This is a genomic window from Ktedonobacter racemifer DSM 44963 (assembly GCF_000178855.1).
GTDB classification, from domain to species: domain Bacteria; phylum Chloroflexota; class Ktedonobacteria; order Ktedonobacterales; family Ktedonobacteraceae; genus Ktedonobacter; species Ktedonobacter racemifer.
In genome coordinates, this window is record NZ_ADVG01000003.1 from 2,011,403 (window position 1) to 2,036,977 (window position 25,575).

The following is a 25,575-nucleotide window of genomic DNA, read 5'->3' on the forward strand; positions in this document are numbered from 1 at the left end:
CACAGCACTCTCATAAATTCCTTCTTTTTGCCCTTAAATTATATGTCTTTATCATCTGTTGACCACCATCTGTTGGGCCCGTTGTATTTCTGTCTTTAGCTGAGGCAATTGTTTGAATGATTTCCTCGCTATGCTGCTGATGATTTTGCAAATACTTCGCGTAACTGTGTTTGAGCAAAAAGAATGGTTCAGTGCCAGCTTTTTCATCGTATTTGCCGATAATCTCAGAAATGTGCTCATAAAAAGCCTTTTCAACGACTTCTTGTGGATATGTTCTGTCTTTGCTAAATTGCTTATAATCTCGCACTTGGTCCACCATATGCTCAACTATATAATCCATATAGTTGCCTCCCCACATTCTTGTCAGACGAAAGACGCGGTCCAGATTTTTGATGCGCTTGGTGGATATCTGTCTGCGTTGGGAGCTAGGGATGATCCGCACTTCGTTCGCCCCTCTGTTGATCCTGACTACTTCGATCTCAATGTATTCGCGAGCGGGCCGTCCATAGGGGTGAAAAGTATCAAGCAGGCTCTCACTGCTCTCATCCTCAATGGGATCGACGTATTCTTCTTCTTTTCCAGCGGAGACTGACACTTGGCGTATTGTGATGAGCGGATTGGTTGTCCCTTTGCGAAAGGTATTGCAGTCGGTACAGATGGGGACAAGATTGTACGGGTGAATAGATAAAAACGGGTAGCGCGCCTTGGGAAAGAAGTGATCCGCATGCGCATCGGCCTTCGCTCTATCATAAAAAGGCGATTGTCCATCGCAAGCAGGACATACTCGAAGTATTCTGTGATTTCTCTCCCAAAAGTGATCAACAAGTTGCTGGCGGGTGAATTTCTCATTAGGACCAGCCTTTTTCCTTGATGAGCTTTGTAGGGGAATACCGATGCATAATAGTTGGTAGCAATATTCCATCAATGGCTTGATTACATCTCTGGCCTCTTTATCCAGACTGAGATAAGCGAAATGAAAAACTTGATCGTTGATAATCTGCTTAAGAAACTCTACATCGGTTTCAAAAGCAGCCAGGATTTTCTCCGCTTCTTCAGGATGATTGTTGACATAACATGCCAATCCTTCGATGCTTCGGGCTAAAGAGCCCTTGTCCTGATAGAGTTTTTCCCTGAGCCAATCGGCTTGATAATCTGGGAAAAATTTACTTATATTTGCCTGCTTTTCTTTCAACGGATAGGACTGAGCGGGACAACAGGCAAATTCGAGCAGATGTTGCTGAAATTCCAGGCACTCATGGAGCGCATAATCCTCAGGCGGCGGCTTAATTTTGTGCAGCATTTGAGTCTCTTCCCAAATCACGCAAGCGACGACGAAATTCAAATTGATAATAGCCTGGCCCTAACCTGCTCTCAAGAATAGCGAGCGCGTCATTGATAGTAACCGAGCGCTTTCTCCTGATTTTCTGAGTGTAGCGATGCACAGCCCGTATGGCTCGCAGAAACATCAGATCAAAGGTTTCAGCGATATTGGCATCTTTCCTGAAGGCATAGGCGTATGTAATGCGATCCTTTAACTGCCCACTCAATTCCTGAAAGGTTGGTAGAGTACGCAATTCTTCTGCGGTTGTTCCGTCCCTATCAGCTGCCCAGATCGCTTCGATGGTAGCGGGATAGAGCGCCATCATAAGCACGAGGTCAAGAAATTCGGCGGCGCGCTGGCCAATCCCCTCTGGCGCTTGAAAGACATCGCGCATGATATCTACAGGTGAGGCGCCAAAGCTTTTGATAGGAAGCTGATAGGTGCTGATTTGCCCCTTCAGGGGATCTTTATAAAGGAAAACGATTTCAGTCTCAAAGGCATCGCTCAAGGCTATACTGGAATGGGTAGAGAGCAGAACCTCGACGCTGTCATTTTGCAGACTATTATCGATAATGTCTACCATCTCGCGCTTCCAATAGTCATTGAAGTGCGTTTCGGGTTCGTCCAACAGAATAATAGCATCCTGCGCGCCCTGGAGTAAATAGAAGAGGGCCATTCGTCCCAAGTAGGCCTGTTCGCCGTCGCTGAGACTATCGTAGAGAATGAGATCTTTGACTGTGCGTTTCCTTAAGGCAATAGTCACATTTTCCAGAATATGCGCCTGCTGTAAGTTCCAGAGTGGGCGGAAGATATCGAGCGGCGTCGCGTGGCTATCAAACGGGGCAGTCTGCTGCTGATCGTCCCCATTTGCCTGTTCTCCCTGGGAATTGAGGACCGTGAGGGCATTGATCAAAGCCTGAGCGGTGCTGACGTCCCGGCCATCGGCGGCCTTCTGCGTAGTCGCCAAGTCAAAATACAGGTGGCGTATTCTACTGGGATCCGGCTCCTTTAATACAGTTGTAGCAGCATTGTATAAACGCAAAAGCTGGTAACTCTGCATTTTCTTGTAGTGTTCCGGATAGAAGGCAATTTTGAAGCCCAGGGTGACGGGCCAGAGCCAGTCTATTTCGTTGAGCAGCCCGCGAAGGCCATCCATGCGCTTGCCTTCTTGCTTCAAAAGCTCAATGCGCCTAAGCAACCTTTCTCGCTCAAACTCATTCTGGAATGCGGGCAGATCTTCGATGCTTTGCTGAAGCGTCACTGCGCACACGGCCAGCTTAAGGGCCTGAGATGTGATAAAAATGCCCATGGTGCTCTGTGTAGGTTCTATTACCTCAAATGCTTCTCTCTCAAATGCACCGGGCGAGCTTTCTCCTGGCTCCTGCCCCAGGCGCTTCCCTAGTTCAACATCTTGAAAGGCATTCCAGTGACGGGGGCGCTCGTATTTTTCTGGCTTCCCGTCTTCGCTAAAGAGAGCGGTGAGTAGCTCCTGCGTCTCGTTGAGAGATGCTGGCGCGAACAGTTCCGCCCACTCTTCGGTTGCGCCGGAGCTGTAAGCGATCAGCACATCTGGCAAAAAGCTAATGCCCGAGAGTATTTCTCCGGGAAAGGGAGAATGCTCGATATAATATCTCTTGAGAAAAACGGCCAGTTCCTCCGGAATCACCTCCGCCAGTTGATTCCCGCCCTGCTTGAGCAGCGTTTGCACACGCCCCCAATCCTCCAGACTTACCTCCTCTAAAAGCTCCCAAGGATGCCTGGCCTCGGGCAAATCTGGCGGGACATAGGAAAAGTTGGCCAGGATGGTTGGGCCTTCCCGCGGCTTATGCAGAAAGAGTGTGTGCTTAGGCAGGTGGGCGCGCTCCTCGTCATACGCTGGAAACGTTCCATCCTCGTTCGCGACATCATCAAGCCAGATATCCAGCTCGGCCTCGCTATCCGCGCCCAGGTCATAGACCAGCGTGACAGGAAAGGGCAGAGGCTTGCTGCTGGCCAGGCGTAAGAAGATTTCCGTCAGCGCGCGCATCAGGCGGCTCTTGCCACTGCCGTTTACACCCACTATAAAATGGACCGCGGACGCCCGGCCCATGATCGGCTCGTGGCCAAAATCAATGGAAATATCTTCCAGCGGCTTATACATCGGCAGGTGCATATAACGCAGTCTCACAGCAATGTCTCCCTTTCTAACCGCGCTATATCGGCCTCTTTAACGAGATCAGAGGCGAGCAGGCGACGATAGAGCGATACGTAAACCAGCTCGCGCCCACCCGAACGGCTGGTTCGCACCACCTCCTGGGCTAGCCCGGTATCGCGCAGCACCCTGAGGTTTTCGCGCATGCTATGAGACTCCTGCTTCACGCTTTCTCTCAGCATGGCCACGGTTGCGTACATTTGCTCATTTGAGAGCAGCACCTGCAAAAGTTCCCGTTGATCATCGCTTAATTGCGCCAGCAGCTCCACTCGCGGCTCTCCCGCTTCTCTCCATTGAAGCTGCTGTTCCTGTCGCCTCTTCTTGCGCTCGCGTTCCAGATCAATGTGCGACCGCACTGCCCTCTCTTCTAACCCCTGCATCTCTCCCGCGTGCTTTTCGCGCCATTGCTCGGTAAGCTGGCCGGTAAAGGCACATGTGAGCAGAGATTGAAAAAGGGTCTCAAGTTGTTTCAAAGATATCGATAAAGTTTCTAATTGTTGATCTATGAGTTCGACTTCCCTGGAAAACGCCTGTCGGGCTGCCTCAGGTGGCCATAAAATAGCAAATTCTTTGATATCCCCTTGGGATATCTTTTTCATACTTCCGCTAGTTCCCCGCGCTTTGCGCTGTATTAAGGCGGTCATAGCATCACTGCGCAGATAATTCTCCACATAAGGGCTATCCTGTGGATTCTTGAGATTTATACGAATCATCAAATCTGGATAAATAACGGGAGAAGGTTTTCCTCGATATCTGGCTACTTTCCCTACTAGCTCGCTTGTATTGCTACGGGTTATAAGAATATCATCCTTTTTTAAATCGTCCCCTTTCCCTACATAGTCACTCTCCGGAGTATATTTTATCTGTGTTTCATTTAAACCTTGATCAGTTATGGCACTCAAGGTAAAAACGGGTGTACCTGAAGGGATATCATGAATTTCTGAAGGCGAATAGCCATATACAAGAGGTTCATCAAGTAGATCCTTTAGCTTTATGGTTATTGGATATTGTTTCGTAGGCATGCCACTGCCAAAGTGATAATAAAATAGCGATCGATAAACCGTTTTGAGTTTTTCCTTCGCCACCACTCTCAATTCTCTTAGTATCTCCGCCTGCTGTAAAAACTCTACAATCCTCTGCTGCTCTCCAAGGGGAGGAAGGGGTATTTTAAAGAGAGCCAGTATGGATTGATCAATAGCTGCCTGATTCACCCACTGCTTAGATCGACTGCGTGAGAACCCTTTCTTCCAAAGATAATGTAAATAGCGAGCTAAGAATCGTGCATTTACGATCGATTCATCGACGCGAATACGAGTCATATGGTTGGAAAAGACAAACTCTTCTTCGAGATCGAAATAAGCTGTTTTACCCACCCATTCTACGCTATTGGTATTATTAAAAATAATATCGCCTTTCTGCAATAGATACTTGTCTTGTTCACTAGCAGGTAAGGCGACCCTAATTAGATCCGATAAGTCAAGGTTGCCCTCCGCAGAAACATTATTTGTCCGCAATTGGGGAATTCCCTGATTAGTTTCATTCGGACTCTGGGCAAAGCCCGATTGCAGATCAGTCGTAATCTCTTCAAGGCGCACCTGGGGCCACACGTTGTTATATATACTCATTCCCTTTCCTCCACCATGGCCAACAAGGTTGACAACCCCTCTTGAATTTTTGTCTCTAAATCCTGTAATTCGCGGATAATGCGCTCAGGTGGATCGTAATTGCCTGGGACCAACTCAAAGGGTTTGTAGCGACCCGCCGATAAATAAAAGTCGTTGTATTCGAGGCAATCGGGGTCTAAGAGCTCTTTGCGCACGGTGCCGTCATTGTTGTAGAGGCTGGGATCCTGGACATATTCGGGGCGCAGCTCGCCTTTTTCGTCGTGACTCCCCTGAAGCAGGCTATCCGGGCTGGTCCAATCCAGGTTGGGCAGAAAGACGCGCACGGGGACGCGCCAGCTCTTAAATTCTTGTATCTTTTTTGTTACCATCTTACGCTTGCGTGTTAGGGAATCAATCTCTTCATCCATTTTCAGCAGGCGAACATCGTAGCCATCCAATTTCGCGAACTCTTTGACGATAGCCTCCGCCTCGCGCACCCAATTCGGTGTTTCAGCAGGAAGCACCGACGGCTCTTCCTGCTTCTGCTCACTGTCGGATGCGAAAAGCGGACCAAAGTCATCGCGGTTGGCCTTGACCAGGCGCACGACGCGTTCCTTCACCTCCTCCTCGACCCGCTGGCGTACCAGATTGAGCGTCTCTTCCAGCGCTTTGCGCCCAAATTCCGGCAGGCCCTGGCCGCGCTCCAGTATGCTCACACCCGTCTCGGTATCTCTTCTCTTTGCCGCATCAAAGACGCGATTGAGATCGCGCACAGCCCGAGTAATGTTCTCAGTAATCACTTTCTCGCTCGAAGAGCGCTCCTGGACGCGAAGCGATGCCTCGCAAATAGCCAGCGCTTGCGTATAAAGCTGCTCAATGCGTGGGCGCGTTCGCTCCTGCACATAGGCCTTCAAGGACTCAGGATGGTGAGAGGGTAGATCCGCGAATTCTTTGAAAAGTTCGTGCAGCCCCCAGGACTTATCCAATTCTGGTTCCAGGCTCTCGCGATACTCGGGAAAGATCTTCAGCATCTCTTCATCAACCAAGCGCCAGCGCACTGTCTCTATCTCCGGCTTGGAATACTTGGTATCCTCGATGATCTGCCTGGACCATTTCTCCATAGCATCCCACAGGTCATTTTCCTCCGGCCTCTCCCTGCGTTTGGCATCCCGGGAATAGCCTTCAATGCTCACATCATAAAACCAGACGCTTTTGGTCACTGGCTCCTGACCAGCACGATACTCCCCCTTATGTTTGTGAAAGATCAGGATCGACGTTTTGACGCCTGTATATGGAGAGAACACACCTGCGGGCAATGAAATGACCCCATCCACAATGTTCTCCAGCAGAAGCTGCCTGCGTAGTTCTTTATGGGCGTTGGTCGAACCGAAAAGCACACCTTCGGGCAGGATGACCGCCGCCCGCCCGCCATTTTTGAGGATGCGCAGGGTTTGCCAGAGGAAGAGCAGGTCGCTCTTGTCCGTAATCGGCCTGTGTCGGTTATTGGGGTGGCGAGGCAGATCTGGGTGGACATCCCCTACATCCACTTGGCCAGCAAACGGCGGATTTGCCAGCACGACATCATACCTATCCTGATCTTCCATACGCTGGCTCAGCGCATCACGCAGGATCATGCGAGGATTCTCGATGCCATGCAGGATCATATTCATCCAGCCAATACGCACCATGGTGCGATCATTATCATACCCTGTGCAGCTCTCTGGCGTAGGGTACGGTTTGGGAGGAACGCCATAGATGCGATGAGGCGTGCCATTCCATTCATAAATTACTGTATCTTCAGAATACTTCTTGAGCACGTGCTGAATGCTATTGATCAAAAAGCCCCCTGAACCTGCTGCCGGGTCGCAAATAAGCTCATTGAATTGAGGATCAAGCAGTTCAATCATAAAACGAATGATATGCCTAGGAGTTCTGAACTGCCCATTTTTGCCAGAAGCCTCGATCTCGCTTAGTAAATACTCAAAGATATCTCCCATGATATCTTCGTTTGCGCTACCTATATATTTAAAAATATTATCGACCTGGATAAGTGCACGTTCCAGCATACCCCCCTTTTCGCCGGGAAACTGAAAATACGCATCCTCCATCGGAGTAGAGATCTGAATGCGTTCCCCATTGTTCCCATTGCCACGTACCCTCAAAGTGTCGTCCAACACACGCAGCCATGGAAAGGCATACTGGCTGATCTGTTTATGAGTGGTAATTTCTTCATCGCTTTCTGGGTCCTTGACTGGTGGCCTGGGTCTGGCAATATACGACCAGCGGCAGGTTCCGTGTCCACTGCACCGTTGGTAATCTACCGGGTTCGCTCCCTCGGGCAGGCGTTGATCGATATCAATGGAATCGTCTGGATGGTGAGGTAAACGACAATTGGGGCGACGCCCATAAATAGAAAGTTTGCCTTGCTTCAGACGGTTGCGGTCCAGCGTTTCCAGACGTTTTAGAAATAGTAAATACGTGATTTGCTCAATAGCAGTTAAAGGATTATTCATGCCGCTTGACCAGAACATTGTCCAGAGCGCAAATACCTGTTGTCTTAATCGGGGAGAGAGCATTACATCGTCCTTTTCTACATATGTTCCAACTGCTCTATTATAACGTAAATTCCTTACAGCTGACTACAGAGATAGCCATTAAGAAGCAAGCTGTGTATTAGCAAACTCAAGAATACGTTGGAGTTCTTGGCTGGTAAAAAGTTTCCGCGCATTACCAATCCGGCTAAAAGGCGGCTTCTCTAGATCCTCTTGAACTAGTGGCTTATTATTTAGAATCCAAGTCCCTACTGTGCGCAGAAAATCCTTTCTGGAAGCTAGAACTGCAGGAAATTCATTCATAAAGCGCTGCAGGTTTTCCCGGACTTGTTCTTCGCGGCTCATAAAACGGCGCCTGCCGAGGATATGATAGAGAAAGTCCTGCAGGCCCGCGTCTGACTTCTCATAGACCCGTCGCAGGATCTCCTCTGTAATATAGAGATCGGGCTTGTTTAATGTCTCGGCGATAGCCTGCATTTCATCCAGCGAGGGCTCTTGCTGAGCCAAAACATGTTTTATTCGATATAAGGTCGGAATCTGGTCGGCCAGATTATTTATATGCGTCTCGACCTGACTACGATAGTTATCAACAAAGGTCCCTTCTCCGCTAGGTCCATAGATAATCCAGCGTCGGCTGGCAATATTATCTGGCAAAGTCAGTTTTAAAATAGGCTCAGACTCAGTCTGGCGATGGCGCATTAGTGGCGTAAAGATTCGTTGCATATCCATAATGCGATCGTACGAGAGAAATTGCCAGAACTCATTACTCAATACCCAGCGAATTTTCTCTGCCTGGGCCTGTACTTCAGGGAGACCTGTAGGTAACAACTTGAGAGCACGCTCAATATGTTCTCTCAGACGTCGAATTTGTTCAGGCGAACCTTTGAGATAGGCGATGGCGAGTTGTTCGGTATGAATGGCAAAGGTCATTTCTAGGTAATTGACCTCGTTATAGTAGCGGAAAAGAGGGCCGATTTTCTCCGTCACAGTAGCCATATCCTGGTCAAGATAGTTCCAACTCTCGTGACGTGCCAGAACATCTAAGAAAGGGCGATGTGGGCTGACATGTATGTGATCACGTGGCAATCCAGCCAGCATCTGTTGGAGTTGATCGACAGCTCCTCTAGCTTCGTCATGTCCTTGTTCTCGTAGTAGTTGCAATTTCTCTAGTCTGAGGAGAAAGAGGCTGACTGGTAGAGGAGCGGTAAGCGTTGGAATCTCACCCTTCGCGTGCTCATCGTGGTATTCAAAATTTTTCCAGTGGTCAAGAATTAAAAAGCTTTTCTTCTTCTCTTTTGTTATGGGATCTTCCCAAAGTCGTGTCCCTCGCCCAATCATCTGCCAGAATTTGACTTTGCTAAGAACGGGTTTTGCGAAGACTAGTGTTTGAATAGCTGGTACGTCAATTCCGGTATCTAGCATATCGACTGAAATCGCAACGCGCGGAAAATCTTGCCGCTTGAAATCGTCGAGGAGCTTGTCGGCGCGCACAATATGACTATCAATCACTGCTGCAAGGTAGGGTAGATCCGGACGTACACGGCGAAAGCTGTCGGCTAACTCCATGGCATGATAATGGCTGACAGCAAAGATAATGCTTTTCGCGGGCAGAGTTCCTCCGGCCTCTTTGCGGCATTTCTCTAGAAATTCATTGACAATAGCATCATTTGTACCGGTGTTACTGACCTTTCGCTCCAGATCACTACCCTCAAAATCCAGATCATCCAAATTAATCCCTTGATCCTTCAGATATTTCTGCATTTCTGGCGATAGCTGCTCTGCCTTAATGCCCTCTATTTGAAATGTCGTTTGGGTATCAAGCACTTTTTGAAAATCAACCAGAAAACCTTCTTCAACGGCTCTTTTATATGAATAATAAAACGTTGGTTGGCGAGGGGAACAGCCAAAAAGTTCAAATGTATTATGGTCGATATAATCAGTTGGAGTAGCAGTCAATCCCAATTGTAGCGCGTTAAAATAATCGAATGGCTCTTTGTAGCGCTGATAAATCGAACGATGACTTTCATCCGCGATAATGAGATCATAATACCCGGGGGAAAGCCGTTTATACACCTGCATTATACTAGGGTAAGTTGCTACATGAATATGTGCTGTGAGATCAATTTCTTGTCCTTCCATCCTTGAGCAGGCTTCACGCGGCAAAAAATGTTTCAGATCACCCATTGCCTGTGTCACCAGTTCTCTCCTATCTGCCAGAAAAAGGACATTTTGGATTAGGCTAGCTCTCAGGAGTATATCGACTAAGCCTATCACTGTTCTGGTCTTGCCTGTCCCAGTCGCCATCACCAGCAGAAATTTACGCAGTCCAGCTTCTATAGCATCAAGCACACTCTCTATGGCCTCTTTTTGATATGGACGTTTTTTGCCAGCTATGTTTAGATTGAGCTTTGTTTTGTGCAGATCTTTGCGATAAAGCTGTAATGCTCTGAGTCGCTGAAGATCCTCCAGATTGAAGAAACCGCTGATAGGTCTTGGCACAAAGCCGCTAGTGAGATCCCAAAAGTAATGGACGTCGCCATTTGTGAGAAATAGAAAAGGCTTTCTGTGGTAAAGGCGCTCTATATGTTCAGCATATTGCTTAGCTTGCCATTGCCCCACAAGTGGATCGTCGCTATTTTTTTTTGCTTCGACAACGGCGATAGGTTTCTCATCCTCTCCAAAGAGAAGATAATCCACGCGCTCATTGTCATATCTCGTTTCAGCAGAATACTGTTGCTTGTTTTCCAGGGCACTTCTCCCCGTTTCTGGCAGAGGATGCTCGACCTTGACATTGCCACGTTTCACGCTCCATCCTGCTTTTGCCAATTTTTCGTCGATCAGTTGTAAACGGGTCTCAGCCTCTGTTAGCATTCTTGCTCCTACCTCTTTTGGTAAAAGTAGATCCTCAATATCAAAATCAAATTGTCGATTGATATTATACACCCAACATTTATCATCTGGAGCAATATATAGGATCGAAAGTAGATCAAGCACATCGAACTAGTATTGTTTGCTGGTTTGTGCATTTATCTGTTGTCTATGCTTGAGTAGCCTGCTCTCGCGTATATGGCTCTCCACTCACAATCCCATATCTCAATTCGACGAATGATTGTTCTCGTTCTTGCTCTACGTCTTTAGACGCTGCACTCTCTGCCTGGAAATTTAAATATGTTCGAACAATCTTCTTTAAAAGCTATGGTAGTATCTCTACGCTAGGTCAGGCCAACACCAACGACAGCGTTTTTCGTTATCTGGTATCTCTTTTTCTGTAGCGGCAAAGTATTTGTCATAGCCTTGCTTTCCACGTGGCTTTACGACCATGATTGTAGTTCCGCAAAAACCTGGTTGTGGTCGGAGCTTAGCGAGATTGTGCCAAGTAGAAGCCATGGCGGTGGTACCTGCGTTCCTCAGGAAGCCTACTTTCCTCTGAAGAATGAGATTTAATTCCTGTTGATCATTGATTTTGCGCATACTATACACTCTTCTTTCGTTAACGCTCTCTTTAAGAATACGGTGGCTAGAATTTCTAACTTCATCCTTAAAAAAGGAGAACGCGTCCAATGAAATGGTCTCGTTTTGCTGGGTTGCCTCTTTGAGATCTTAGCTTACTGTTTTTGTGCGATTGCTGCTTGGGCTTGAATGAGGATATGGGCAGTATTGATAATATCGGCGGTGGTGGTGAATTTGCCAATACTGATGCGTAGGGCACCTTCGATGAGGTTAGAGGGTAGGTGAATGGCTTGGAGGACATGAGAGGGGGCTTCAATGCCCGATGTGCAGGCCGAGCCTGTGGAGATGGCGAGTTTGTGCCTAAGATGGGCAATAAGTATGCTGTTATTGAGGCCAGGAATAGAAATGTGGAGGTTGCCTGCTAAACGATGATGAAGGTCTCCGTTGATAACTAGTTGGGGAATGTGCGCCTGGAGAAGGTTTTGGAGATGATCTCTTTTCGCTTGAATGACTGGCTCGTCCTGATCCATTTCCTGGGAACGTAGTTTGCAGGCTTCGCCGAGGCCGACGATACCTGGAACGTTGAGGGTGCCAGATCGCATGCCCTGTTGATGGCCACCTCCATGGATGAGAGGGAGAAGATTGGCTCCTGGTTGGACGATGAGGGCTCCTGAGCCTTTGGGTCCATACATTTTATGTGCCGAGAGGGCGAGATAGGTAATACCAGCGGCATCAAAGTCGATGGGAATTTTTCCAACACCCTGCGTGGCGTCACAGAAGTAGGCCGCGTTGTATTGAGCTGCAATGTTGGCAATTTCTTGGATTGGGGCAACGGTCCCAATCTCGTTATTGGCAGCCATAATGCAAATAAGGTCAATGCCTGTCTGACAGACACGTTTCAGATGGTCCAGATCGATACGCCCTTGTTGGTCAACGTGTAGCCAGGTTAAAATGGCTTTTCCTTGTTGTTGAAGAGCCTGGCAGGTATCAAGGACGGCTTTGTGTTCGGTAGGAGAGACGGCGATACGTTGGCGGGGCGTGCGGGCATTGCAGTGCCCCTGAAGAGCAAGGTTAATGCTCTCGGTTGCTCCTGATGTGAAGATAATGTTACGAGGAGCTGTGTCGAGTAAGGTGGCAATGTGGCGTGCTGCAGCTGTGACAGCGGCTTCAGCTTCATCTCCATAAGTATGATCTGTGCTGCTTGCATTACCGAAAGCCTGAGTCATGTAGTAGAGCATACGCTCTACTACACGTGGGTCCATGGGTGTGGTGGCATGGTAATCCATATAAATGGGCTTAGGTCGCGTATTAGCGTTCATTATCGTACTTCCTAATCTCGTCAACAACTTGGAATTGGTCTTCACTGGATAAAAATGGGACTTGAGCATAGGTGATTTCCCCACCGAGTTTCGCCGCCAGGTGACCCTTGCCCAAAAGTTTTTCGGCTCCCTTTTCTCCTAAAGCAATTTCGGAGGTGCCTTGGCTTTCAACGCGCAATATTAGGCGGTTGCCTAGATTGTCTCGTAGTTGTGGTGGGAGTATATTGGCTTCAGGCCTTTGGGCAGCGAAAATGAGGTGAATTCCTGCGGCTCGGGCTTTCGTACCAAGACGTTGCACCGAGGCCGAAACTGCTTCTTTATACTCACTTACCAACATCCAATCGGCGAATTCATCATGTACAAGCCAAAGGACTGGAAGACGTTCCGCTAGAGACACTTTTTTGTTGTAATCTACCAGGTTGTTGACTTTCGCTTTGGCCAGAAGATCATAGCGGTGATCCATTTGAGCGACGAGTGAACTCAGAATCTCTTGTGCTCTTCCTTGCTCTGTGATGATCCCTTCGCGTAAATGGGGGAGATCAAGGAGTTGTTGATAGTCAACTCCTTTTTTAGGATCGATCAAGTAGATATGTGCAAGTTTGGATGAGTTGGTTTGGCAGATATCAAGCAGCAGGTTTTGCATCAGCACAGATTTGCCGCTTCCTGTGGTTCCGGCAATAAGTGTGTGAGGTGCGTGCTGTTCAACTTTATCGTTGGACTTGCCCACATTGAGGTAAAGGAGTTCACCATCCATTTCTTTGATACCAAGAATGAAGCACAGGTTCATCTCACCTGGACCGGTAAAGAATTCGCGCTCTTTCCAAACATCGAGCAAAGAGACGGTTTCTCGCTGCGGACGAGCAATCGAGACGACTATCTCACCTGGCTGGGCAGTAATATGGAGGAGAGAGAGTCCGTGGGTGGTGAGCAGGACAGATTTCTTCTTCTCCAAATCCTCAACTTTGAGATGATCTGAGCCTTTAAGCCGAATAAGTAGTGCATTCGGCGTAAGGCGTGACCCCAGAATCTTAGCCTGAAGGCTATAGCTGATAAGCGCCTTTTGCAATGTCTGCTGTACTGCTTGGCTCCATTGCTCATTCTTTTCGATCACAGCGGTTTGGCTGGCGCCTTGGTTGCTTTGTGTGTTTGTACCCAGTGTTGGTTTGTGGACATGAAGTTGCATTGTACCCTGGTTTGTAATTTGTGATTTGTTGGGAGTATGGTTCCCATTACCTATTGCTATGTGTTCACCTGAGCCGCTGTCGCTTGCAACTTGTGGAACTGCTAGAGTGTGGCCATTCGAGGACGTACTAGGCGTTTGACCATTTAACGGTATCTGGTTTGTAGCAGGCTGCATTTTCCATAAGGTGTCTGGTGCAGGGTAACGGGGCGTATGTTCGAGCCAGGGACGGTGATCCCCTAAACTCGCGCGTATTGGCATGCATGGTTTGTTTCGATAGAGTGCTAAAAGGAGCTCCTGAATGTGTTTGCGTCCAAAAACTTCTTGATAGCAACCATCAATGCCCCCTAATTTTAGTTGAGGATCGTCGCTGATGACAGCATCTGGAATGGGGGCAAAAACATGTGAATAGCCTTTGACTTCAATCTGTAGCTTTCCCTTGCGCAGGTCATCGCGCCATTGTTGTATATCAATAGGTTGATGAGAGTTTACTAGAATACCATCTATCAGCAGGTCGCTCAGTCTCGCTAGCCAGATGTCACGATCTAGGCGGCTAGGGTTTTGGAAGAGCGCATCTTGAATACGCTTAACAGTATCTTTTAATTGTTTCTGTGAGGTTTTGCGTGCATCTGCTACATTGGCCTCAAAATATTTGGCCTCGGAAATGATGATTTTTAAAGTGGGAACGCCATTGTATTGACAGAGGGCTAGAGCCATAATATCAGCTATTTGTTGTTCATCTTGTCCCAACCAGCTTGCATAATCATCTAAGAAGAACCAACCAACAGGCTCACCAGATTGGAGTTCAGATGAAATGAGGTATTTGCTAAGTACCAGTCCGATGAGTTCACTGGCATTAGCTCCACGGCGAGCGGCGCGTAGGACGATATCTCCTGAGAGGTTTTTGGCCTCATTGATACATGTTTGTGCCAGTTTATCAATGTCTATTTCATTGGAGAGACTGAGTTTCTCCAAGCGTTGTTTGACAAGTACTTGTAGCAACTGAAATGATGAGGTTGAAGAAATGATGAGATTGCGGTCTTGTGCACGATTTTGTTGGTACTTAATGACAGTCACATTTTGATGTTGAAGCAAGCGCCTTTCTAGGAGATCATCATAATTGACAACCCACTCGCCAAGTTGATGAACTTCCTGGAAGATACGCTGGGTTTTATTGTCTTGAAATGAGACCTGGCGTGATGGTAGGAAGTGTTTCCCTTTTTCTGGATGTTCGCCAACCACATCATGGATCGCATCCAAATAGGCTGTACCAACAGCGGGCTGGCTTGGACAAACAAGATAAACGATCGAGCGTAAATCTCCGTATGCTGTGGGATGGCGACGCGACCAACGTGCAGGAAAATGTTGTAAGGGTTGGGGGACATCACTATCTATCTCCACTGGAATCCAAACAATCTGGGCTTGCCGGGAGATTACGTCTTGTAAGAAGACAATGTCAGTCATCTTTTCCTGAGAGTTTTCGTTTGTTTCCGCATCGGTAGCCATAATGCCGATACGCAGACGTGACATGAAATCATTCTCAGATTCGCTGGCAATAAATGCATCAGGATCGTTTTCGACTGTATCGATCATTTTCTCGTAAAGTTCGCTCAGCTTCTGCGTATCCTGGTGGCGGAGAATGATCTGACAACAAACCTCATTGGCGGCTTTGCTGTCATAAAGAGAGGAGAGCTTATCAACAACAGCCATAGGGAGGCCTTTAGAGTCACAATTGTAGAGAACGATGCCCATACTAGATCGCTTGTGCGGTTGAAGCTCGAGGTAGCGCCGTATTACTTCTCGAACTTTTTCAGAGGCTTCCTGGGGATTTTCATTGGTTGTTTGATCGATATCATCACGCAATGGGATTTCCATCAAGCTATAGTCATTGACGGTGTCTGAAAGGCCGAGAAGCCTAGGTTGCTCACCCTGGAAGCCAATTGTAACCTCTGGATAGTAAGGATGGCTCATATCATTTTTGAGGTGGAAGAAGAAGAGTCGATCATCACCAAACTCTACATTTGGGTTCTCGATGAGATACTGAACAAAGTGGGCTATCTGGCGAGCCTTCACTGAGATAGAAAGCAAACGTAGCGGATGCCAGGGTGCAATAATGGCGGCAGGTTTTCCATCGAGAATGCGAACAGTACCAATTTCTAAGACTGGGTGCCAGAGGTCTACGCGGTTCTTATCTCCTGCTGCATATTGTTGAAGCACTTGAAGCAAATGACAATAGGCATCAGCTTGATGGAGAATAGCATCACTGGCGATGCCTTCAGCATCTGCAAAGCTTTGGATTGCATGGGTATAGGTCGTAGCGAATGTGTCCCAAGTCTGCTTAAGAATTGCCTGTCCATCTTGGGCAATGCGTCCATCTTTATATGCTTCTTGAAGTTTTGTTAAGAAGATTTTGGAAGCGTCTAATGCTTTGGCTGAAGTACTGACGAGCGAGCCTCTATCTTGGCTAAAGGCAGCCTCAAGAGTAGTGACATCATTTAAGGAAACTTCCTGCAAATGCCCCTTTTTGCTCACTGGTTCGCGATTGACCGAGGTCAGCAGAAATGGTTTTTTGCTCAAGCGGTTCAGATCATCGTTGAGTTCCATTCCAATAGTGGCTGGATTACACTTCCAGATGAGCTGTGTGGTCGCTGTCTCCTGTTTCCCATGGATAACATACGTCAGGCTAACATGAAACTTAATCTGTGTCGCATCGCGAGCAGTGGACACATTCTTCGTGAATTTTTCGCCTTTACTATTTTCCTTGTTTTTTTGCTCATCGATAAGGCGATCATATTCAAACAACCAAAAAGTTTGCCAATCGATAAAAGGCCTTGTCAAAGTATCGAACCCGCGGTAGCGCGTACAGAAATAGAGGCCAACATCTTGATTGAGTGCATTAAGCCACTTGCTTTTACCCTTTTCATATTGGGTTTTGACGATGAAGCGCCGTTTTTCCTGAGCGCCTCCAGCTTGTGCAATCAGCCGTTCTATGCAGTCAAGCAGACCGACAAGAAAATCGGTACACTCAATCGGTTTCCCATAGACAAATTTATCCCATTTCGCTTTGAGTGGGCGCTTTTTATCCAAGGTCAGATGATGTCTATCGTAGAACTCTTTATCCTCATCAACTGGCTCACGGGTGATTTTCCGTTTTGAGAGCGCATCTAGATAAAGCAGATCATCTGGCGTCAATTCATCAGGATCTTCATCTTCAAAAAAATCCCTTGTCTCAGTTGCAAGGTCTACCTTTTTGGTTTTGAGACCGGTAAAGAGTCCACTAATACCGTCTTTCTCCCATTCGAATTGAGCAAGTTGTGCGCTCTCTTCCGTCCAATCATCTAGAGCGGTAAGAAAACGCTGAATGACTTCATGGGCTTCGGGTATAATCTCATCTTTAACATTGTTGAATTGTTTTAGGAGATCATCATCATCAATGCGTTGTTGATTCGGGAGATGTTTGCGCAAGAGACTGGCACGTTTGGAGATAGCGTCCTGGTAGTGTTTTTGCCATTTTGCCACACTTGTACGATTTTTCTCAGGGATTGCTTGAAAATAACCAGTATCTCTGGGGATTTCTAAGACAGGTAGGGCATAGCCTAGTGCCTCAATAAGTGGAATGTGTTCTTGTGCAATACAATTATGAACCTGAGCTACATAGTCAGCAAACATTTCAAGCGTATATTCATTCGCTTGTTGCAAACCAGCTAGAGCTTTCCCCCACTGTTTTTTCTGTTCGTCAGTCAACGGAAGCATACGGCTGGCAATCATAATCCAGGTATCAATACTGGATTTTAGCTCTTTTGCATTGAGTGAGGTAAGATCGTTTAACGATTGTCCCTGATCATCATCATTGTTGGCGAGAATAAGAATAGGTTTGTCGCATGGAGCATTGCGCCAGTAGGTAGTACGCTCACTGGTCAATATTGACTCTGGTAGTTCCTCTTCATCAGCAAATGCACGTGGAATTTTTATCTCAACTTCATGTTGGAGTAACGGGTCTTTCAGGATCTGGCGGCAAATTTCTGCAACTTGAGTTTGCGTGAGACGATCCAATAGGAAACGGGCAACAGTCGTATCCTGGTCTTCACGTGTTTCCAAGGATTGTTTGATAATGTCAGCGGCTACCAGGCCGATTAACTGATGTGTATTCATTTATTGGAGCTCCTGGGCAAATGGATTTTCAACGTAAGCACATGCATCTGAGAGCCGCTTCAGTAGTCCCAAGCTAGCGAGACGGTCTTCCAAGCGCTTGGCATTCATTGTGAAATCATCTTGTTCTGCTTTTTTAGCATCAAAATACTGCAGCGCTTGCTTTTGGCCAATGATAAAGCCGTATTTTGTATACAGTTGATGAAGAAACTCTTGAAATTCCATACGACCCGTAACGGTGCATAAGACAAGTGTTTTTAACAGAATATCTTTAGGGGTATAGCGTGTATAGCGACTGTTCCGTCTGGAGGAGAGTCCAATCACACCACCCCACACACCATGAACTTTTTCCAGATGTTTTTGATGCCGGTTGAGGGCACGATTTTTAAACTCTTTAATGATCTTCTCCGCATCTTGATCGAGGTCTGATTTCTCTGCATTTTTTAAGGAAAAATCAGTGTCGAGAAGTTGGCGGATGGCTTCAATGTCATTATTCATAATGGCATCCTGCCAAGATGGCGTGGAGATCTTCTGATCGATGTAGGCTTCTACAGCCTGTTGCGATAATCGATTATTCTCTTGGTAGGATGCTGTCGCCAATTGATGAACGCTGTTTTTCTCTGGGCCAATGATTTCCAGCACAAAGGTGACGCGGTCCGAGTGTCGAATGGTTTCACTTGCACGCTCTAAAATGTAGAGGAGCATGTGTAGGCCCATAATGGTCACAATGTGTGGAAGAGCATCATATCCAGGCATAGAACAGCGGAAGATATGAAGCCAATCATCAGCCAGGTCTTGATATCTTTGGCGTGTTCCCCCTGGGAGATAGGCGCCCTCTCTCGCTTTACTAGGAGTTGGCTCTTTTGTTGCGTCAGGCTGGAGTGCTCGAACGATTTTGTTCCATTTATTTTCTTTGAAGAGGATATTCTCAAACTGAAGCAATAGCTCCGGTCCTCGATTACTGCGGCAGAGCATGAGATAAAGAATCTCGCCAGTACGAGCAAAGAAGCGTCTATCATTTGTAACGGAACCTCTAGTAGAGACAGAGACATCCTCATAGAAGCAGGCAGGCCCATAAGGAAAGACAAACTTTGAACTCCAACGTTTATTACTATCACCTTCAATGGCGGTACCACGGAGAAAATCAATGACCTTCACAAAATCAGAAAATTTTTCGAAGCGTTGCTGTAAATAGCGAAAATCAGCCTGTGCGCTTAGTCCTGCACCACTGTCTTGCATATAGCTGAACCAGCGCTGCCAACGCCCTTCCTCATTGGTGGTTTCTTTCATAACAGCAACGAGGCGAGGATTATTAAAGAGAATGTTACGTAGGTACAGCCGATATTGTGGCAGATAACTCAGTGTATTTGGCTCAACTTCGACAAAGGTTTGCTGGTGAGGATCTTTGTTGATCGCATAGAGCACACCTAAGAACTCAAGAAAGCAGAGCCAAGGCGTTTGCTCATTGTAAATACGATGACCCCATATCTCTTCATCCACCAGCATATCGACTTCAATACTTTTATTGTTGGAAGTATTTGACGATGTAATCATGAAAATTGGACCTCCAGAGAGCTCTCCTTGATATCTCCATCATTGTCGAGATAAATCATGTTCAAATTTAGCTCAGCATCTGGATCATCATCATCTAATTTGCGGCGATAATCGAGCTGGCGCAGGAGATTCGTTTTGAACGAAAGGATGTCTTCGTAGCACTCACGTGAGAAGCTGCTAGGGAGAGCACCCTCAGCAACGCGACATAGAAATTCGAACCGTGTCAATTGGAGGTGGAGAGGAACCTGGAGGCCGTCTTCTTTTCCTAACGAGACAGTAAGGAGCGGGCGCTCATTATGGTCAAGTTCCAGGATCACATAGGTACCCGATTTTTTTGAGACAGACACATACTCTTCTAAAACATGGCAAACACGCGCCTGAGAATGACTGCCTGACGTCGCCAGAACTAAGTGTTCCGCTTCGTGGGCAAGGAGGCCGGTGAAGATGCGGTTGAGTCCCTGGACTAAACGTGCGAGCGATTGCTTTGAGGTTATTTTGCCAGTCTGCCGAAGCTTCTCAATAATCTCAAGGTAGTCACCAGCATATTGGAAAACAGTCAGGCTCCAAAGCTTTGTTTCAGTAGCTGCTTCTGGGGTAAGCGTGAAGAATAAGCGTTGGCGTTGAGCACGTAGCATCGAAAGGAATTTTTCGCTATTGTCTGTCGTTGTGCCCTCAAGATAGGCTTTTTGTTGACTCTGAAACGAATGGTCGGCGCCGTAGTAAGTATCTGCAAGCACGAATCGCTGGTAGTTCTCTTCCTGGGCTGGATCATCCTGCCCGAAAATGAGCATATTATCGACGTTGCTGTTCGTTTCATTGCCAATGCCAAAGCGATTGAGCGCGACAAAAACTTCTGTGGATTGGCGACGACGTTTACCGAGGTTCTCGCCAAAGATATTGCGGTAGAGGCTTCCTTGAGCTGTATCTCCATTATCAATAATCTGTGCAACATCTTTGCAGGTCATCAAATGTTCTTTTGTATTAGGATGCCCAAGGAGTATATTGGAGACGAGCAAAAGGAGTTGCCTGATGGGGAGATGAATAGTATTAAGTTCACACAATTCAAGCAGCTGCAGGATTCGCTCGCGCGTTATCGCATCATTTTGCAGTCGCTCTTTATTCTCCCAAATGGGGCACTGTTGAGCAGAAGTAGTTGGCTGACGGAAGGGACATTGCTCACAATGTTGCCAGCCTTCGTGATTGAGGACTGCATCGAGAATGCGCGGAAAGACGCGACGAATAGGAAGGCGGCTGAGATTATAGAGCCGTAGAGAAAAGTCTGGATGCTCCTTTTGCTCATTGACGAGGAGGTTCTCGATAGTTTGGCGTACTTTGCTAATCTGTGGGGTTGCAGCAATATCGCGCCATTTTTCCATCAACTGTCCATCGTTAGCAGCGATGAGATAAACTTTTTCAGTATTTTGACGATCGATGCACGCAGCAATTTGCGGCAAGAATATTTGCGCTTCTTCGGCAGAGAACTCGCTAAGATCCTTAATAACAATCAGATCGCGGTTTGCAGAAAGACGCAATGTACGAATTTTGTTTTTTTGAGTCCAGGCAACCTCTGTCCCGCCAAGTGCCATCCAGATTTGGCGGCAATAGTAGGTTTTGCCATCTCCAGCAGTACCGGTGAGAATGACTGAGATAGGAGCATCGGATTTGAAATTATCAATAAGTTCGTCAAGATATTCAGCAGAGAAGGAAACTGGACTCAATTTTTTGCTACGGGCAGCTTTTTGAATAAACTCATCATACATATTATCATTGGTTGGTACCGGCCCATATTGGCGGAGAAAGCGTATCCATGCAGAGTCATGAAAAGCCATAGTATTCCTCGTCTTCTTTAGAGTCTAGGCTCTGGAAAATGCAAGAATTCGGAATATAGGGTGGATGAAAAACGCAAAATGCTTTTCATCCACAAAATACAATCTAATATGTTGTTTAGAGGTGACAGACCAAGCAGGGGAGGCTGTCATCCTCGTCGTCAAGTACGTCTGCAAGAGCCTGGGCTAAACTTTTATTCGGTTTCTGAAGTTGTTTGCGAGCTAATGTTTTCTCATGGTCTGCTAGAATACGGTCTTTTCTAGCGAGCAACTCCGTGAGGGTTTCACCTTGGATCCATGAGAAACTACGACCATCGCTATGCTCTTGTTCATACTGCACCGCTTCTGCAAAGAGATCTGGATGCTCCTCGGCAAGCATAACCCACTCATATTTCCTTTGATAGAAGCAGAAGAAGCAGCCAGAGCGCGAGCGCCACTTGTAATAATTGGGTAGCCCAATGCCGCTTTCTTCGAGTAGACGCACAATATCTGCGTGGACCAAACCAGCTTCTTTAAAAGGATAGACTGGACGTATATTAGGTTTTGTGGATATATAGCCGTCGCGCTTCTCATCAGCGCGAATGCCAATATAGCTAACCGCATCATCGTCGCCAATAAATTGTTCAAGAGGAATAATTTTGAGTTGTTTCGTACACCAGCGCATCTTTGGTGAGGGGAGAAAGCCTCCATAGACGTCAAGCCAGTGATCGAAACCACGCTCTGCACTGAGATACGTAATTTTAATGCCCAACCGAGCCTTGATGCGATCAAGATATTCATAGGTTTCCGGGAGTTCTTTATGCGTATCGCAGAAAAAATATTCCATGTGCGGAACTTTTTTGTGCATGAGAATCGCTAGTGCTGTACTGTCCTTGCCTCCAGAAAGTCCGAGGATATGTCGAACTTCTTTTGTTCCCATGAGTTAGGCTTCCTTTCCCTTTTGCGGAGCACGGTAAGAATTGTGCTGAGGTGTGGTTGATTGATAGACGCGCTCAACGAGTGCTGCAACAAGTTCTTGTTGTAGTTGCTCATTACCATGAATAATGTCACTCTGTAAAATATGTTCAACAAGCTCTTCAATTTTTGCTTGATGCTCATGATTGAGCCAAACAATATGATGACTCTCATAGCCATCAGGTTGTGTCACGGTAATGCGTCGTGCCTCAAAACCAGCTGGCTGCTGATAGGCTTCTTTTTTGATTGCTTCTAAGTGGATAAAGCGACGAGCCAAATCCCCTAAGCGAACCTCAAAGCGTGTCACATCGTCATCGGTCCACGAAATCGCTGGTTTGTCTGCAACAACCATGAGTAGAGCCTCTAACCAATCTCTTTCATCTGCTGTATCATTGATTGCTGCAAAAAGGAAGCTGCGCATCTGTCGCTCAATGCAGTTATCTTTCAAGTATTGAGCGCGCACGCGAAGGTCTTCTCTGATTTTTGAAATGTCACTTTGAACAGTAAATGTATTGTAAAACAAAAATTTGCATTTTTCAAGAAGTCGATCATATGCTAGTTGCAGTTCTTGCAAAGAACGGATCAATACTTCTTTCAGTTTTTGAATCTTGGTCTCATCGTGCTCTTCCTGAGTGCTAATAGGGTCTAAGCCACAGGCATGAGGAAGGGCCGTAAAGAGCAGTTCATCAGGTTCACGGGCACTGCGAATTGCATTGCGGATTGCTATTGCTTCTGGGCTTAGCTGACTGGTTTTCAGTGTGTAGGCAGGTAAGCTATTCCCAAATTGGATAAGCGGCTTGACGATGCTCAGTACGGTATTGTTGCGGGTGGCGGATACAGTAGAGGATTGAGGACGGCGTAAAAGCAAGGCTAATTCCTTAAAAACTTGCATACGCAGACCAGTCACCTCAAAATGTTTGACTGCAAAACGTCCAGGTTGTTTAACTAGCAGTTCAAAATGTTCAGCACCTAATAATGGAATAAAGGTGTTATCTTGATACATGCTGACATCATCTTTATGATAGAGAAGTACTGCTGCAAGAAAGAGTGGAATAGCTCCTTTTTTCATTCCATAAGGAGGCGCTTCTAATGTGGTATAGAGGCGATCTAGTGTTTCTGGTTGGGTGCGAGCGTCTAAGCAAAACTGTTCAATGGCTTGCCACACTCCAAGAATTGTTGGTTCCTTAGGTTCAACAAAACTCCACTGGTCGTTAGTATAGCGGTGAATACCCGGATGATTGAGCACGGATAGATAGATACTGGTTTCAGGACCATTTCCTGTGAGGCCGAGACGCTCAATATGAGGGTTACGCAACATCGCTTCTAACAGCTCCCGACGCGCTTTGGCTCCTTGGGACGTTATATCACGGCGATTGATTAGTTCGTTCCAGAGTACAGGTGTTTGGGGATAGACCTGGTCACAAAGAGCCGAAAGGTGCCGCTGGAAATCTTTGAGTGTTCGCAGGTGTAGCAGGTTCCCACAAGATATACAAGGAACGTCTTCTTTGCCTGAGAGGAATGATTGCTCCAACACATCGATGAGGAGCCGCCGCGTTTGTGTGAGACGTTGGCGGACTTCGCGACGGGCCACACCATCACTTTGCAGCTGGGGAGCTGTTGCATCAATGGTAGCTAATGCGGCTACTTCACGGCTTACAGAGGCGAGTTTCTCAATATTTTTGCCGGCCAGTACTACAAAGGGTTTGCCATCGGTGGTCGACGATGGGCAGTGTGCAGGTAGCTGTTCACCTAACCAATAGGCGATAACGCCATCGCTATCGGGGCTGGTGGGCCGAATCTGAGTTAACTCGTTATAGTCACTGATGTAGCGACGTTCAAAATAGCGCAATGTGCCTGTGGTATAGCTGTGACGTTGTGCAATGACAGGGGACAACGGGTAAGCCTTGGTTAAGAGGCTGGCCAGCGAGGCTTGCTCTTTTTCAATGGCTACAGTTGTCGCCTGCTCGATATCAAAATCTGAACCCTCCCAAATGCGTAACTCATCAAGTTGTTTCCGATGTGTCACCAAACCACGCTGAATCAAAAGTTCAATAACCTGTGTCCAGTGTTGAGCCTCTTGGATATCCGTAGGATCTTCTGACAAAGCCAGTATAACAAGCTGAGGAGTTGCGCGGAGTGCTCCAAACGTATCAACAAGGTTGAGAATACCTATTGTTTTTAGAGCCTGTACTAGATCGGCCTCTAAATGCTGGGCATCCAAAATTCGTCCTTGAATCTCAACCCAACGTTGGGTTGATGCCTTGGCTGAATGCGAAATACTAGAGGCTTCCACAAAATAATCATAGATACGATGGAGCTTTAAGGTTGTTGGTTGGCTCCCTTGCGCGGGCGTTGTTTGCAAGAACGAGGTGAAGGAATAGGGCTCCTGGCTGGTTAGGAAAGTAAAAAGTGAGCGATCATTCTGGGCATAGCGACTACACAAGGTAGGCAAGGTTAATGCTGCTAGAGGATGCAGTGGATAGAGATTGCTGAACTCTTCAATAGTCAGACGTTCTTGGTGAATATCATGGGTATGGAGTGTTCTTTGCCAGGTTGTTGCCCAATTCTCTAGAAAAGGCAGGAGATCTGGAGCATGAGAATGATCAATGGCTTGGCTGAGCAGGTGTAGCATATGATCGTTGGTGGCTGTGAAAGGAATATCCTCAAACCTGCCCTGAATTTTGCTCCACTCATTGCGCTGTGTTTTTGTCAGATTTTGAGCGTACTCTGCAAAGGATTGATGGAGGAGTCCCAGAACAGAAATTTTTGGCGCTTGCTCATTAGCTGGCAGTTCAGCTAATTGTTGTAGCAAATATAGATCATCGCTCTCTTGATGCCAAGCCGCGTATTCTAATCCCTTGCCCAACTCATCAATGATGAGAAGGATACCCATCTGCGTTTCCTTCGCAACCTGCTGGATGCATTGGAGGATCTCCTGATTGGGAATTTTCTGATCCTCCTCCACTAAATCTTCCAAGTCTTGGAAGACACTGGCAAGGGGCTGTTGGTCGAAATTGTGGGGCCAGATGAGTTCACAGCCACGACGAAGGGCACGTAGGATGGTATAACTCAAAGGCTCACGTTGTGCAGTAGCGACTGCGCGGAGTAATCCGCTTTCGGGAAGTTGATCAATAACACTGTTGATTAATGGATGGTGTGGACCTAAATATTGTTCCAAGATAGCTTGTGCATTGTGCCGAAGTGGATCAGCCTTAGGAGCAATCAGTGCAGATAGAAAGTGTGCGAATGCAGATTTACCAGTTCCGTAAACACCAGTAATTGTCCAGGCGCGTACGGTGTTTTCAGTAATTAAGGCATGGAGGATATGCTTACTGGTATCCAATGCCCATGATGTTGGGATATAACCAAGAACACTTTCGGTAAGTGAAAGATCGCGTTCAAGGTTAATTGAGCGGTTGTATCTTCGCTTTAAGGAAATAACGTCAGAGAGTTTTTGTTCCATGCTTCTACTTCT

Annotated in this window: 11 protein-coding genes; all 11 read right to left on the reverse strand. The window is 46.9% G+C overall.

The features are described 5' to 3' along the window. Positions 1–10: 10 nt before the first annotated feature. Complete coding sequence (locus tag KRAC_RS37870; protein ID WP_007916542.1) at positions 11–1,300, reverse strand: hypothetical protein; 1,290 nt, start codon at positions 1,298–1,300, stop codon at positions 11–13. Then, complete coding sequence (locus KRAC_RS37875) at positions 1,284–3,488, reverse strand: AAA family ATPase (RefSeq protein ID WP_040445665.1); 2,205 nt, start codon at positions 3,486–3,488, stop codon at positions 1,284–1,286. The genes KRAC_RS37870 and KRAC_RS37875 overlap by 17 nt, the downstream gene beginning before the upstream one ends. Then, a complete protein-coding gene (locus tag KRAC_RS37880) occupies positions 3,485–5,137 on the reverse strand; it encodes a restriction endonuclease subunit S (protein ID WP_007916544.1) in 1,653 nt (550 codons plus the stop codon). The genes KRAC_RS37875 and KRAC_RS37880 overlap by 4 nt, the downstream gene beginning before the upstream one ends. After that, positions 5,134–7,692 carry a class I SAM-dependent DNA methyltransferase gene (locus tag KRAC_RS37885; RefSeq protein WP_007916545.1) on the reverse strand — a complete coding sequence of 853 codons (2,559 nt, stop codon included), beginning with the start codon at positions 7,690–7,692 and terminating at the stop codon, positions 5,134–5,136. Before KRAC_RS37885 ends, KRAC_RS37880 begins: the two co-directional genes overlap by 4 nt. 78 nt (positions 7,693–7,770) lie before the next feature. After that, on the reverse strand, positions 7,771–10,611 hold the full coding sequence (locus KRAC_RS37890; protein WP_211221385.1) for a type I restriction endonuclease subunit R: 2,841 nt from the start codon (positions 10,609–10,611) through the stop codon (positions 7,771–7,773). A gap of 662 nt (positions 10,612–11,273) precedes the next feature. Continuing rightward, positions 11,274–12,437, reverse strand: a complete 1,164-nt coding sequence (locus tag KRAC_RS37900; protein ID WP_007916548.1) for a cysteine desulfurase family protein — start codon at positions 12,435–12,437, stop codon at positions 11,274–11,276. Then, entirely contained in the window at positions 12,427–17,769 is a 5,343-nt protein-coding gene (locus tag KRAC_RS37905; protein WP_007916549.1) for an FtsK/SpoIIIE domain-containing protein, read from the reverse strand. Before KRAC_RS37905 ends, KRAC_RS37900 begins: the two co-directional genes overlap by 11 nt. After that, entirely contained in the window at positions 17,770–19,320 is a 1,551-nt protein-coding gene (locus tag KRAC_RS37910; protein WP_007916550.1) for a hypothetical protein, read from the reverse strand. Continuing rightward, positions 19,317–21,149 carry a hypothetical protein gene (locus KRAC_RS37915; protein ID WP_007916551.1) on the reverse strand — a complete coding sequence of 611 codons (1,833 nt, stop codon included), beginning with the start codon at positions 21,147–21,149 and terminating at the stop codon, positions 19,317–19,319. Before KRAC_RS37915 ends, KRAC_RS37910 begins: the two co-directional genes overlap by 4 nt. 115 nt (positions 21,150–21,264) lie before the next feature. Next, positions 21,265–22,065 carry a phosphoadenosine phosphosulfate reductase family protein gene (locus tag KRAC_RS37920; RefSeq protein WP_007916552.1) on the reverse strand — a complete coding sequence of 267 codons (801 nt, stop codon included), beginning with the start codon at positions 22,063–22,065 and terminating at the stop codon, positions 21,265–21,267. A gap of 3 nt (positions 22,066–22,068) precedes the next feature. Continuing rightward, positions 22,069–25,563: a hypothetical protein gene (locus tag KRAC_RS37925; protein ID WP_007916553.1), complete on the reverse strand. Its 3,495-nt coding sequence runs from the start codon at positions 25,561–25,563 to the stop codon at positions 22,069–22,071. Positions 25,564–25,575: the final 12 nt, after the last annotated feature.

Bases quoted from the DNA above. Each gene is read 5' to 3' on its own strand.
- KRAC_RS37870 (WP_007916542.1), bottom strand. From the start codon at position 1,300: ATGCTGCACAAAATTAAGCCGCCGCCTGAGGATTATGCGCTCCATGAG.
- KRAC_RS37880 (WP_007916544.1), bottom strand. From the start codon at position 5,137: ATGAGTATATATAACAACGTGTGGCCCCAGGTGCGCCTTGAAGAGATT.
- KRAC_RS37885 (WP_007916545.1), bottom strand. From the start codon at position 7,692: ATGCTCTCTCCCCGATTAAGACAACAGGTATTTGCGCTCTGGACAATG.
- KRAC_RS37900 (WP_007916548.1), bottom strand. From the start codon at position 12,437: ATGAACGCTAATACGCGACCTAAGCCCATTTATATGGATTACCATGCC.
- KRAC_RS37905 (WP_007916549.1), bottom strand. From the start codon at position 17,769: ATGAATACACATCAGTTAATCGGCCTGGTAGCCGCTGACATTATCAAA.
- KRAC_RS37910 (WP_007916550.1), bottom strand. From the start codon at position 19,320: ATGATTACATCGTCAAATACTTCCAACAATAAAAGTATTGAAGTCGAT.
- KRAC_RS37915 (WP_007916551.1), bottom strand. From the start codon at position 21,149: ATGGCTTTTCATGACTCTGCATGGATACGCTTTCTCCGCCAATATGGG.
- KRAC_RS37920 (WP_007916552.1), bottom strand. From the start codon at position 22,065: ATGGGAACAAAAGAAGTTCGACATATCCTCGGACTTTCTGGAGGCAAG.
- KRAC_RS37925 (WP_007916553.1), bottom strand. From the start codon at position 25,563: ATGGAACAAAAACTCTCTGACGTTATTTCCTTAAAGCGAAGATACAAC.